The organism is Sedimentibacter acidaminivorans, assembly GCF_017873955.1.
GTDB classification, from domain to species: Bacteria; Bacillota; Clostridia; order Tissierellales; family Sedimentibacteraceae; genus Sedimentibacter; species Sedimentibacter acidaminivorans.
On record NZ_JAGGKS010000001.1, the window covers coordinates 541,476 to 554,380 of the forward strand.

General features: G+C 31.4%; 11 protein-coding genes and 1 other annotated feature. Of the genes, 3 read left to right on the plus strand and 8 right to left on the minus strand.

Annotated elements, in window-relative coordinates; translation table 11 throughout:
- Positions 1-14 precede the first annotated feature (14 nt).
- The 3 genes from J2Z76_RS02500 to J2Z76_RS02510 all read left to right on the plus strand — a co-directional run bounded on the left by J2Z76_RS02500 (position 15) and on the right by J2Z76_RS02510 (position 2,730).
- Positions 15-737 (plus strand): GltB/FmdC/FwdC-like GXGXG domain-containing protein, encoded by a 723-nt coding sequence (locus J2Z76_RS02500; RefSeq protein ID WP_209510398.1) that lies wholly within the window; start codon positions 15-17, stop codon positions 735-737.
- A 37-nt stretch (positions 738-774) separates the two neighbouring features.
- Positions 775-2,094: a glutamine synthetase family protein gene (locus J2Z76_RS02505; RefSeq protein WP_209510399.1), complete on the plus strand. Its 1,320-nt coding sequence runs from the start codon at positions 775-777 to the stop codon at positions 2,092-2,094.
- Positions 2,095-2,160: 66 nt separating this feature from the next.
- Positions 2,161-2,730 carry an ANTAR domain-containing response regulator gene (locus J2Z76_RS02510; RefSeq protein ID WP_209510400.1) on the plus strand — a complete coding sequence of 190 codons (570 nt, stop codon included), beginning with the start codon at positions 2,161-2,163 and terminating at the stop codon, positions 2,728-2,730.
- Positions 2,731-2,750: 20 nt separating this feature from the next.
- Here the strand turns inward: J2Z76_RS02510 and gatB are convergent, their stop codons facing one another.
- From gatB to J2Z76_RS02550, 8 genes are all read right to left on the minus strand, one after another.
- Complete coding sequence (gatB, locus tag J2Z76_RS02515) at positions 2,751-4,172, minus strand: Asp-tRNA(Asn)/Glu-tRNA(Gln) amidotransferase subunit GatB (protein ID WP_209510401.1); 1,422 nt, start codon at positions 4,170-4,172, stop codon at positions 2,751-2,753.
- Positions 4,169-5,641, minus strand: a complete 1,473-nt coding sequence (gene gatA, locus J2Z76_RS02520) for an Asp-tRNA(Asn)/Glu-tRNA(Gln) amidotransferase subunit GatA (RefSeq protein ID WP_209510402.1) — start codon at positions 5,639-5,641, stop codon at positions 4,169-4,171. Before gatA ends, gatB begins: the two co-directional genes overlap by 4 nt.
- A gap of 8 nt (positions 5,642-5,649) precedes the next feature.
- Positions 5,650-5,940: an Asp-tRNA(Asn)/Glu-tRNA(Gln) amidotransferase subunit GatC gene (gene gatC, locus J2Z76_RS02525; RefSeq protein WP_209510403.1), complete on the minus strand. Its 291-nt coding sequence runs from the start codon at positions 5,938-5,940 to the stop codon at positions 5,650-5,652.
- A gap of 16 nt (positions 5,941-5,956) precedes the next feature.
- Positions 5,957-7,705 carry an aspartate--tRNA ligase gene (gene aspS / locus J2Z76_RS02530; protein WP_209510404.1) on the minus strand — a complete coding sequence of 583 codons (1,749 nt, stop codon included), beginning with the start codon at positions 7,703-7,705 and terminating at the stop codon, positions 5,957-5,959.
- 106 nt (positions 7,706-7,811) lie between these two features.
- Positions 7,812-8,062: a binding site (T-box leader), on the minus strand.
- An 82-nt stretch (positions 8,063-8,144) separates the two neighbouring features.
- Positions 8,145-10,586 carry an ATP-dependent Clp protease ATP-binding subunit gene (locus J2Z76_RS02535; RefSeq protein ID WP_209510405.1) on the minus strand — a complete coding sequence of 814 codons (2,442 nt, stop codon included), beginning with the start codon at positions 10,584-10,586 and terminating at the stop codon, positions 8,145-8,147.
- Between the two features lie 28 nt (positions 10,587-10,614).
- Positions 10,615-11,616, minus strand: a complete 1,002-nt coding sequence (locus J2Z76_RS02540; RefSeq protein ID WP_209510406.1) for a protein arginine kinase — start codon at positions 11,614-11,616, stop codon at positions 10,615-10,617.
- Positions 11,617-11,645: 29 nt separating this feature from the next.
- Positions 11,646-12,134: a DUF7685 domain-containing protein gene (locus tag J2Z76_RS02545; protein WP_209510407.1), complete on the minus strand. Its 489-nt coding sequence runs from the start codon at positions 12,132-12,134 to the stop codon at positions 11,646-11,648.
- 29 nt (positions 12,135-12,163) lie between these two features.
- A complete protein-coding gene (locus J2Z76_RS02550) occupies positions 12,164-12,631 on the minus strand; it encodes a CtsR family transcriptional regulator (protein ID WP_209510408.1) in 468 nt (155 codons plus the stop codon).
- Between the last annotated feature and the right edge of the window lie 274 nt (positions 12,632-12,905).

The window sequence follows — 12,905 nt, forward strand, 5'->3', positions numbered from 1 at the left end:
TGGAGGATATTAATATGGAAATACAATCATCAAATTTACATTTCAAAGAATTGAATGATACAATTAAAAGTTCATCTGATAAGATTATAAATATAAAAGATTGCATTGGTCAAAGATATATAGGTAGTGGTTTATCTAATAAAGACATAACAATTGAAGGAGTTCCTGGAAATGCATTAGGCTCTTATTTAAATGGTTCGAATATTATAGTAAAGGCTAATGTTCAAGATGCAGTTGGCAATACAATGAATGCAGGTAACATATTTGTCCATGGTTCAAGTGGTGATGCTACTGGATATGCAATGCGCGGAGGAAAAATTTATGTTAAAGGAAATGCTGGTTATAGAGCTGGAATACACATGAAAGCTTATAAAGATAAATTGCCTGTATTAGTTATAGGTGGGGCTGCTGGCAGTTTTCTTGGGGAATATCAATCCGGTGGATTAATAATAGTTCTTGGATTAGGTGCTACAAATGATCCTCCGGTTGGATTCTTTTGTTCAACAGGTATGCACGGTGGAAAAATTTATTTAAGGTGTAACAATCTACCAATAGACCTTCCATCTCACGTTTTAGGAAAAACCGCAGATGAATCGGATATGAATGATATAAGTGAATACATATCTGAATTTTGTGATGAATTTGGGTTAAGTAAAGAAGAAATATTATCTCATAATTTTTATGTATTAACACCTAATTTAGAAAATCAATATAATCAGCTTTATATTAACAACTAAATCGTGTATAATATACAAAATATCCGGAGGTGAAAAAATGGATTACACCATTAATGAAGTTATTCAATTTATAAGAGAAAATGATATAAAATTTATAAGGTTGTGTTTTTGTGATATTTTTGGAACACTAAAAAATATTTCAATTATTTCTGATGAGTTACCTCGTGCTTTTGATTCTGGAATATCCTTTGATGCTTCATCTATAAATGGTTTTCTAAATATTGAAGAATCAGATTTATTTTTATATCCTGACCCCAGTACTTTGTCTATATTGCCATGGAGACCGCAACAAGGAAGAGTTGCAAGGTTTTTCTGTGACATAAAATATTATGACGGAACACCTTTTGAAGGCGATTGTCGCTTCATTCTAAAAAATGCTATATCTACTGCAGCAAAATTTGACTACAAGGTTGAAATAGGTTCAGAGTGTGAATTCTATCTGTTTGAACTAGATGAAAATGGTATTCCTACAAAAAAACCTCATGACTATGCAGGTTATTTTGACATGGCTCCACTTGACAAAGGTGAAAATGTCCGTCGTGAGATTTGCCTTACCCTTGAACAAATGGGGATTATTCCAGAAAGTTCTCACCATGAACAAGGTCCGGGCCAAAATGAAATAGATTTTAAATACAGTGATTCTTTGTCTGCTGCTGAAAACCTTGTAACATTTAGAACCGTTGTAAAAACCATTGCTCAATTGAATGGTCTACATGCCTCTTTCATGCCTAAACCATTAAAAAATAATGATGGTAGTGGTTTGCATATTAATATGTCTATATTAAAAAATGGAATAAACCTTTTTGACAATCTACAGCATGGATCAGCTAAAGAATCAGATAGTTTTATTGCTGGAATTTTGAATAGAATTGGAGAAATTACTGTATTTCTAAATCCGCTTACTAATTCGTATGAACGTTTTGGAAGTCATTCAGCTCCTAAATATATAACATGGTCATCTCAAAACCGTTCACAGCTCATTCGTATACCCGCCGCAAATGGTAAATATTCCAGAATGGAAATTCGGTCTTCAGATCCGTGCTGTAATCCATATTTAACTTTTGCCTTGCTTATTTATGCTGGACTTGAGGGTATTAAAACTAATTTAGAACTTTGCGAACCTGAAAATACTAATTTTTATGATTTGAATATTAATAAGAACAAAATATATGAAATGATTCCCGATACACTCAAAAGTGCTATTAATTTAGCAGAACATAGTGAATTTGTAAAAAATCATCTTCCTAATAAAACTTTAGAAAAATATATTGGCGCTAAGCACAATGAATGGAACGATTATTCTATGTCAGAAAACAAAGAAGAACACGAGCAAAAAACATACTTCTACATTTTTTAAGTAATTTTTTCATAGTTATTTTGAAGTATTATGCATAATTTATAAGATAGTAGAGGTGATGATTTCATGGATAGTGTACTTATTGTATCTAGTTCTGACAAAAGCATAGGGTTACTCTCACAGCTAATTAACTCATGGGCTGTTACTAAAATAACTTCTACTAAAAGCAATGGAGAAGCAAGGAGATTAGTAAATACAATAGATTATGACTTAATTATAATTAATACTCCCCTCTCAGATGATTTTGGGGATGAACTTGCTACAGCTATAACTGAAATGAGTTCATCAGGAGTTATTCTTATTATTCAAAATGAAATTGCTGATGAAATATCAGCTAAAGTATCTGATTATGGTGTTCTTGTTGTTTCAAAACCTATTGCAAGACAAGTCTTTTATCAAGCATTAAAACTGGCCATAGCATCTAAGAAAAGAATGTCTGGACTTATAAGCGAAAACAACTTTTTACAGAAAAAAATTGAGGAAATTCGTCTTGTAACTAAGGCAAAATGCGTCCTCATTCAATATTTAAACATGACTGAAGAACAAGCACATAGGTATATTGAAAAACAGGCAATGGACATGCGTATTGCAAGAAAAGAAATTGCACAGAACATATTAGATAACTACGAAACGTAGAAATTAAAGCATTAAGATTTTTATCTTAATGCTTTAATTATTTCTTTTACTATTTCAGTTGCCAATGCAGCATCTGCTTTTCCTTTTGTTTGCTTCATTATATAGCCTATTATAGAACCGATTGCTTTTTCTTTACCTTTTAAATATTCATCCACAGCCTTTTCATTTTCTTGAACTGCTTTTTCACAAAGATTCCTAAGTTCATTATCATCAATTCCTTCCATATCACTTTCTGATATGAGATCATAAACAGACTTACCCGTATCAAGCATTTGCTCTAGTGTATTTCTAGCTAAATTCAAAGCTAATTTTTTCTTTTCTGTCAACATAACAAGCTCATTCAAATATTTAGGTGAAATAGTAATGCAACATTCTTCTTTGTCTATTTCAGTTGATAATCTTCTAAAAATTTGACCTAATATAAAATTTGAAACCATTTTACAATTCTCTACATTCTTACAAGCCTCTTCATAATATTCAGATATCTTCTTATATTTTATAAGCAGTACAGCATCATCGTATGGAAGTCCATATTGACTAATAAATCTCTGTAATTTAGCATCTGGAAGCTCTGGTAATTCATTTTTAAATTTATCTATCTGTTCATCAGTAATAGAAATTGTGACTAAGTCTGGCTCTCTAAAATATCTATAGTCATCTGCATCCTCTTTACCTCTCATACTTTCAGTAATATTGAGGTTGCTGTTGTACCTTCTTGTTTCTTGAACTATTTCTCCGTCATTTTCTAATATTTCTATTTGTCTATTTATTTCATAATCCATAGCCTTAGCAATAAATGCCAAAGAATTCATATTTTTTATTTCCGCCCTAGTTCCTAACTTTTCTTCTCCATCTTTTCTAATAGAAATATTTACGTCACATCTCAAGGACCCTTCCTGCATTTTAACATCTGAAACACCTATATATTTCATTATTAATCTAAGTTTTTCTATATATTCAATAGCTTCGTCAATACTTCTAATATCAGGTTCCGATACAATCTCTATAAGTGGTACCCCGCCTCTATTATAGTCAATATAAGTATCACCTCTTTCATGCATAAGCTTACCAGCATCTTCTTCTATGTGAATTCTTGTGATATTAATCCTCTTACCAGAATCTAATGTAATATATCCTCCTTCACAAAGGGGTTTATCAAATTGTGAAATCTGATAAGCTTTAGGTAAATCCGGATATACATAATTCTTACGGTCCATTTTAGATATTTTTCTTATTTTACAGTTCGTTGCAAGTCCAGCCTTTACCGCATAATTAACAACATTCTCATTTAACTTAGGTAATGTCCCAGGAAGTCCAATACAAACAGGACAGCAATGTGTATTAGGATCACCCCCAAATTCCGTTGTACAATTGCAGAAAATTTTCGTTTTTGTTGAAAGCTCAATATGAGTTTCAAGTCCAGCAACTAATTCCCAACTCATAGCCTCACTCCTATCTCAACTTCTTTATATGTTGATTTTTTAGTTTGTTTTTCGTATTGGTAAGCAAAATTAAGTAACTTTGCATCCTCAAATCTATTTCCTATTAACTGCATACCAATTGGTAACCCTTTACTATCAAAGCCACATGGAACCGAAACAGCAGGTAGTCCAGCAATATTAACAGGAACAGTGCATATATCTGTCAAATATGTTTCGATTGGGTCTTTTGATGTAAAATTTAATTCAAAAGCTGTAGTTGGTACTGTTGGAGTAAGAATAATATCACATATATCAAATGCTTCTTTAAATGCTTTTACAATAGAACCTCTTAATTTTTGAGCTTTTTTGTAATATGCATCGTAATAGCCAGAACTTAAAACATATGTACCTAGCATTATTCTTCTTTGAACTTCTTTCCCAAATCCCTCACTTCTGGTTTTACATATCATTTCATTTAAATCATTGTATTTTGGTGTTTTGTATCCATATCGTATACCATCATACCTACCTAGGTTTGATGAAGCCTCTGCACATGCAAGTATATAATAAACAGGTACTGCATATTTTATTTGAGGTAAATTAAAATAAACTATTTCGGCTCCTAACGCCTCATAAACTTCAATTGATTTTTCAATAGATTCTCTCACATCATCTCTGATACCATCAAAATATTCTTTTGCAATTCCTATTTTCATTCCCTTTATGCTGGTTGTCAATTTATTTTCAGAAACAATTCCTTTATTTCCTAGAGATGTAGCATCCTTAGGATCATATGAAGAAATGGCATCATATATTATTGCCGAATCCTCTACACTAGTTGTAATTGGTCCTATTTGGTCAAAGCTTGATGCATATGCAATAAGTCCAAACCTAGATACCGAACCATATGTTGGCTTTAATCCTACTAAACCGCAGAAGCTAGCAGGTTGCCTAACTGAACCTCCAGTGTCAGAACCAAGCCCATATACTGCAAGGTTGGATCCAACTGCTGAAGCAACTCCTCCTGAACTTCCACCTGCAACATATCCATGGTTATGAGGATTTAACGAGCCTCCGAAATATGATGTCTCACATGAAGAACCCATTGCAAACTCATCCATGTTAGTTTTACCAAGAAGCACTGCGTTTTGTTTTTTTAATATTTTCCAAACCGTTGCATCATAAACGGGCATATATCCCTTGAGTATCTTTGAACAACATGTAGTTTCTACATCTGTCGTTGAAATATTGTCTTTCAATGTCATTGGAATACCTTCAAGAGGCATTAACTTTTCTCCTCTAGCAATTTTTTCATCAACTTTTTTAGCTGTTTCAAGAGCTATATTATCTGTAACAGTAACATATGCATTTAGTTTTGAATTTACTGTTTCTATACTATCTAGATATTTATTTGTTAGCTCTGTACATGATATTTGCTTTGATTGCAATAAATCATTTATATGTTTTATTTTTCCTAAATACTTTTCCATGTTACCTCCTACTTTGCATTTCTTCTTTTTACTAGAAAGTAGCCATTATCTCCACCTTCTGCATTTTTTAAAATAAGTTCCCTATCATAAGACTCCTCTACTACATCTTCATGAAAGGCGTTTACTATTGTATTAATATCATCAAAATCTTCTATTTCTTCATCTTTTACTAGAGTATTTATTGTGTCTGCGAAATTAATTATCTCAATCATGTCATGAGTTAATGATTCAATTTCATTTTCATTTACAGATAATTTTGCAAGCTTTGCTATCTTTAATACTTCTTCACGTGTTATCACTAAATTCAACTCCTCATTATCTAATTTTTATATGAACATCTCTTAATTGTTGTTCTGTTACTTCACAAGGTGCTCCTGTCAATAAGTCCTGTGCATTGCTGTTCATTGGGAATGCAATAACTTCTCTTATATTTTCTTGCTCAGTTATTAGCATTACAATCCTGTCAATTCCAGGTGCCATACCTGCATGAGGTGGAGCTCCATATTTAAATGCACTATATAATGCTGAAAATTTGCTCTCTAAAACTTGCTCTGTGTATCCAGCAATTTCAAATGCCTTAACCATTATGTCTATATCATGGTTTCTTACTGCACCTGAAGAAAGTTCTATTCCATTACATACTATATCATATTGATAAGCAATAATGTCAAGCGGGTCTTTGTTTGTTAAAGCTTTTAATCCACCTTGAGGCATAGAGAACGGATTGTGTGTAAATACAGTAGCTCCAGTATTTTCATCTACTTCATACATTGGGAAATCAACTACAAAACACATTTCAAATCTATTTTCATCTATTAATTTTAACCTTTTTGCTAACTCAGTTCTTATTTGTCCAGCTAGTTTTGGAGCAAATTCTTTATCATCTGCTATGAAAAACAATACGCATCCTGGTTCTAATTGAGCTTTTTCAATTAACTCCGTTCTGTCAGTATCTTTTAAAAATTTATCTATAGGACCTAAAAATTTCATATTTTCATCTACTTTTACATATCCAAGTCCCTTCATACCAATGCTAGTAGCAAATTCAAGCATATTTTCAAAGAAACTTTTTGATTGTGAAGCACAATTCTTAACATTTATCGCTCTAACTGTTTTTTTCTTAAATGGTGCAAATCCTGTTTCTAGAAACATATCACTTATATCTATTATTTCAAGTGGATTTCTTAAGTCTGGTTTATCAGTACCGTATTTAAGCATTGATTCTTTAAAAGGGATCCTCTTAAATGGTGGTTTTGAAACATATTTATCTGAGAACTTAGTAAATGTTTCATAAAGTACTTCTTCTGCAACTGATAAAACATCTTCTTGTGTAGCAAATGCCATTTCAAAATCTAACTGATAAAATTCACCTGGTGAACGGTCTGCTCTTGCATCTTCATCTCTAAAGCATGGCGCAATTTGAAAATATTTATCAAATCCAGAAACCATCAATAACTGTTTGAAAATTTGTGGAGCTTGTGGAAGTGCATAAAATTTTCCGTGATGCTTTCTGCTAGGTATAATATAATCTCTAGCACCTTCCGGAGATGAAGATGTAAGTATTGGTGTTTGTATATCTAAGAAACCCATACTCTCCATTTTATTTCTGATAAAAGATATAATTTTAGAACGTATAATTATATTTTCATGAACCGTTTTATTTCTCAAATCTAAATATCTATATTTCAACCGCACTTCTTCTTTAATATCCTTTGATAAAGTTACTTCAAATGGCAATGGTTCTCTAACTTTACCTAGGACCTCAAATGTTTCAGCTAAAATTTCAACTGTACCAGTTTCTAACTTTTCATTTATAGTATCTTCATCTCTTTTCACTACTATACCAGAAGCACAAACTGCACTTTCTTTTGATACCTTATCCAGCATTTTTTCATCGTGAACTACTACTTGAACTATACCATATTGATCTCTTAAGTCAACAAATTTAACTCCACCATGGTCTCTTACATTTTCAAACCATCCTGATACTCTAACCTTTTTGTTAATATCTGATTCCCTAATTTCACCACACGTATGTGTACGATATTCATTTACTCTTTTCATCACTTAACCTCTTTCTACATTTAATTTGTTTTATTTTACAATCAGATAGTGTCATCTACCCTATAATTTCGTTCTTCCAAAAAATAATAAAACTCCTCCATCCCTGGAAAGGGACGAAGGAGTTATAATCATCGCGGTACCACCCTAATTAGCATATAATATGCTCACTCGAAAAACACTATCATGTTTTTGCCGCTTTAACGCTCGGATGCGTTTGAGCCTACTTTCACATATAAATATGCAATTTGGGTCAAAAGCTCAAGGATGTTCTTTGTATAAAATCATTGTAATAGACTCTCACCAACGCTATCTCTCTTTGACTAAATTCTATACTACTCTTCCTATCATCGCTTAAATATTTATTACTTATTTTTTACTATTATATCCATTATGAGAAAAATGTCAAGGGTTTTTTTAAAATATTTATTTTTTTTAGTGGCTAACTTTCACTTGAAAACACTAAATCCTTATCATCAGCTGTTATTTTAATAATATCTGATTTTTTAACAGTGCCCTTCAAAAGTTCCTCTGATAATCTATCCTCGATTTTCCTTCTTATTTCTCTTTGAAGTGGTCTAGCCCCATATACAGGGTCAAAACCTGCATCAGCTAACAAATCTTTAGCTTTATCATCTATTTCTATTTTAATATTGAGCTGTTCAAGTCTATTAGATAAATTGTTAATCATCAATGATACAATATGCTTAATATTTTCTTTGCTTAATGAATGGAATACAATAATTTCATCAATACGATTTAAAAACTCAGGCCTAAATGTTTCCTTGAGCTGCCCCATTACATTTTCTTTCATTTTTTCATACTCTGAAGTTTCCTCGTTAGTTGAACTTGCCATAAATCCTAGAGATTTTTGCTTTTTAATAGTATTGGCACCAACATTAGACGTCATGATTATCACTGTATTTTTGAAGTCTACAGTTCTTCCCTTTGAATCAGTAAGTCTTCCATCATCAAGTATTTGCAACAATATATTAAATACATCTGGATGTGCCTTTTCAATTTCATCAAACAAAACTACTGAATATGGTTTTCTTCTCACCCTTTCAGTTAATTGCCCACCATCATCAAACCCTACATATCCAGGAGGTGAACCAACTAATTTAGATACAGAATGCTTTTCCATATATTCAGACATATCAATTCTAATCATAGAATTTTCGTCTCCAAACATCGACTCCGCTAAAGCTTTAGAAAGCTCTGTCTTACCAACACCTGTAGGACCTAAAAATATAAATGAACCTATTGGTTTTTTGGGATCCTTCAATCCTACCCTTGACCGTCTTATTGCCTTAGCAATTGCTTCAACAGCTTTTTCTTGCCCAACAACTCTATTGTGTAATATATCTTCCATATTTAATAATCTATCGGATTCATCACCTTGAAGTTTTTTAATAGGTATACCCGTCCATTGAGCAATAATATCTGCAATTTCTTCATATTCTATTTTTGCATCTTTTGAATTGGTTTTAGTTGCCCATGCATCCTTTTGTTTTTCTAATTCATCAGTTAACCTTTTTTCTTCATCTCTAAAAGATGCAGCCTTTTCAAAGTTTTGATTATTTATAGCTACCCTTTTTTCATTTTTTAGTTCCTTTATTTTATTTTCAATTTCTTTTAATCCCTTTGGAGCAGTTGAAGATTTAAGTCTAACTCTAGATGCTGCTTCATCAATTAAATCAATTGCTTTATCAGGTAAGAACCTATCCGAAATATATCTGTGAGATAATTTTGCAGCAGCTTCTATAGCATCATCTGTTATGACAACTTTGTGATGAGCTTCATATTTATCTCTCAAGCCCTTTAATATTTGTATTGTGTCTTCTACACTTGGTTCTTCAACAGTTATTGGTTGAAACCTTCTTTCAAGAGCTGCATCCTTTTCTATATGTTTTTTGTATTCATCAATAGTTGTTGCACCAACTACCTGAAGTTCCCCTCTAGCTAATGCTGGTTTTAATATATTAGAGGCATCAATTGCTCCTTCAGAAGCTCCAGCACCAATTATAGTATGCATTTCATCTATAAATAGTATTATATCTCCAGATGCTTTTATTTCACCTATAGCATTTTTAAGTCTTTCTTCAAATTCTCCTCTATACTTTGCACCTGCAACCATCCCTGATAAATCTAAAGTTACCACCCTTTTATTTTTCAAAGTTTCCGGAACATCACCCTTAACTATTTCTTGAGCTAGCCCCTCAGCAATAGCTGTTTTACCTACTCCTGGCTCACCAATTAAACATGGGTTGTTTTTAGTTCTCCTAGATAATATTTGAATTACCCTTTCAATTACATTTTCTCTTCCTATAACAGGATCTAGTTTTCCCTCTTTAGCTTGTTTGTTTAAATCTATACCATACTTATCTATAGTTTTAGTTCCTGCATCTTTGCTATCATTTGTGCTAGATGCCAAATTTGGAGACCCTTCTTCCTCTTGACCCCCCTTTATAGCTTGAACTACTTCATTCTTTAAATCTTGAAAATTTACTTGAGATTTAATTATCTGAGCACCAATGCCTTCGCCTTCATCTATTAATCCTAAAAGTATATGTTCAGTTCCAATATAAGGAACCTTTAACTTAACAGAATATTGACGTGCTATTTCAATTATATTTTTACTTCTTGGACTTATTGTAATGAATTCAGGCATTATTTCTCCTACGCCAGATGTTTTTTTAACAATTTTCCTAACACTCTCTAAATCTAATTTATTTCTAAGTAACTTTCCAGCAATACCTTCTTCCTCTATCATCAACCCTAAAAGTATATGTTCAGTTCCCAAAACCTGATGTTTAAATCTTTTTACTTCTTCTTGTGCATTGTTAATTGCTCTTTTCGCAGAATTATTAAATTCATTTATCATATTATCATCTCCTGACTATGTTTATTTTTTAATCTTGAAGTTTATTTCTTATAAATTCAGCCCTTTTCATATCTCTTTCCTTAACAGTTAATTCTCCTTTAGAATTAGCTATAAGATTATTAGGCTGTACTTTTATCATCAAATCATACAAATTTTTATTTTTCAAACCTTCAACTATACCAATTTCTCTTCCTAATTTAACATATGATATAAGCTTCATTGCTTCATCAGTTGACATGCTCCTCGCATAAGATAGAAGTCCAAGAGCTCTATAAATTTCATCTGATATTTCATCCTTATTATTTTTTATAAGCAAATCACGCGTAGCTTTTTCTTTTTGTATAATCTGAACTACTATCTGTGAAATTTTCTCAATTAATTTATCCTCTGATGCTCCTAGAGTTCCTTGATTAGATATTTGATATAAGTGACCCATTGACTTTGTTCCTTCACCATAAACACCTCTAACAGCAACTCCAAGCTGTGATATAGAGTATAACAACTTATCTATTTGATTAGTTATTGATAATGCTGGTAAATGAAGCATGACAGAAGCTCTCATTCCTGTTCCTATATTAGTCGGACAAGATGTAATATATCCTAACTCTCTATCAAAGGCAAAATCCAACTTCTCTTCTAACACATCATCAATCTTAGTACTCTTTTCCCAACACTCATTTAAACACATACCAGTTCCTAGAGTTTGAATTCTAATATGATCTTCTTCATTTATCATTATAGAATTATTTTCATCAATACTTAAAAGTAATGCACCCCGGTCTTTACTTTCTGCCAAAGCAGGGCTTATCAAATGTTTTTCTATAAGAACATTTTTGTTTATATCAGATAAATCCTTCATATATAACAATCTATAGTTTAAACTTGAACTATCATTATTTAATGCTTCATTCGTATCATTTATTATTCTAACTGCTTCTTCACAAGTCATTTTCATAGGAAATTTATAATTTTTTAAATTTCTCGCAAGCCTGATTCTGCTCGTCATTACAATTTCTTTTTCATTATCCATAATATTAACCTCACTCTCCACAACTTTTATTACGATTTGTTTTCCATATCTCTAATTTTATCTCGAATTTGTGCAGCCTTTTCATATTCCTCTTGCTCTATCATTTGTTTTAATTGTAACTTTAGTTTTTCTATATCTTTTTGTACCTTGTAATCTCCGCCTGCTCTCATAGGAATTTTACCTTGATGAATATCGTATCCTTGAATATTTTTCACAACAGGCATCAATTTAGGCTTAAATGTTTCTATACAATGGCTACATCCGAATTTTCCCATATTTCTAAACTCATCGTAAGTCATACCACATGTAGAACACCCTTTGCTAGGCAAATATGTTGCACCATTAAATGCATTATTTAACATAGCAGAAAATAAATTTTCCATTGAAAAAGTTGAATTAAGAATCGATTGATTTTTTCTAGCACAATCTTCACAAAGATGATTTTCTGTTTTCTTTCCATTAATAATGTGAGTTACATGAACTGAAGCTTCATTTTTACCGCATTCATTACATAACATATCAATACCTCCTATATAAAATATATAACTTATTCTTCTTCTATTGTTGCCAATATCATTTCTTTTAATAAATCAGCTCTTATTTTATTCCTATCTTCATAAGTAATTCTACCTAGAGCTCTATCACTCAAAGTTCTTTTCATTATGTTTTTACCTTTATCTGTAACTATTCCTTTTTTATTTAATCTATCAATTAAATCAAAGGCTTTATTTATTGTTATGTTATCACCAATAGTTTCATTTAAAATTTTATCAAAATCATCATATTTTGATGTCTCAACTTTAAAAATTCTAATGTAACCTCCGCCACCTCTTCTAGATTCAATTATATATCCTTTATCATTGTTAAACCTAGTTGTAAGTACATAATTAATTTGAGATGGAGAACAATCAAATTGTTGTGCTAATAAATTTCGTTGAATTTCAATTACGCTATTACTATTAGCATTCATCAGTTCTTTAATGAAATCTTCTATTATATCACTTAATTTTGACACAGCATCGCATCCTTATCTAATATTTTAAATCTCTAACCTTAAATTAGTCTTTAACTTTGACTTTCTTTGACCTTAAGCTAATTATAGCATATTACAAATAGTTTTCAAACATTATTTTAAGCAAAAAAAAATAAAATATTACTATTTCTAGTTAGTAATATTTTATTTTCTTTAAATTACTCAATATTTTTATTAATTTCTTCCTTAAATACTCTTTTCTTAACTTGATGACATTAGACTAATGTCTTTCTTTTATATACTAGTTGTGTAAATG

Excerpts from the sequence above, each read along its gene's own strand:
- J2Z76_RS02500 (WP_209510398.1), top strand. The coding sequence starts at position 15 with ATGGAAATACAATCATCAAATTTACATTTCAAAGAATTGAATGATACA.
- J2Z76_RS02535 (WP_209510405.1), bottom strand. The coding sequence starts at position 10,586 with ATGATAAATGAATTTAATAATTCTGCGAAAAGAGCAATTAACAATGCA.
- J2Z76_RS02510 (WP_209510400.1), top strand. The coding sequence starts at position 2,161 with ATGGATAGTGTACTTATTGTATCTAGTTCTGACAAAAGCATAGGGTTA.
- gatB (WP_209510401.1), bottom strand. The coding sequence starts at position 4,172 with ATGAGTTGGGAATTAGTTGCTGGACTTGAAACTCATATTGAGCTTTCA.
- J2Z76_RS02540 (WP_209510406.1), bottom strand. The coding sequence starts at position 11,616 with ATGGATAATGAAAAAGAAATTGTAATGACGAGCAGAATCAGGCTTGCG.
- J2Z76_RS02545 (WP_209510407.1), bottom strand. The coding sequence starts at position 12,134 with ATGTTATGTAATGAATGCGGTAAAAATGAAGCTTCAGTTCATGTAACT.
- J2Z76_RS02505 (WP_209510399.1), top strand. The coding sequence starts at position 775 with ATGGATTACACCATTAATGAAGTTATTCAATTTATAAGAGAAAATGAT.
- gatA (WP_209510402.1), bottom strand. The coding sequence starts at position 5,641 with ATGGAAAAGTATTTAGGAAAAATAAAACATATAAATGATTTATTGCAA.
- aspS (WP_209510404.1), bottom strand. The coding sequence starts at position 7,705 with ATGAAAAGAGTAAATGAATATCGTACACATACGTGTGGTGAAATTAGG.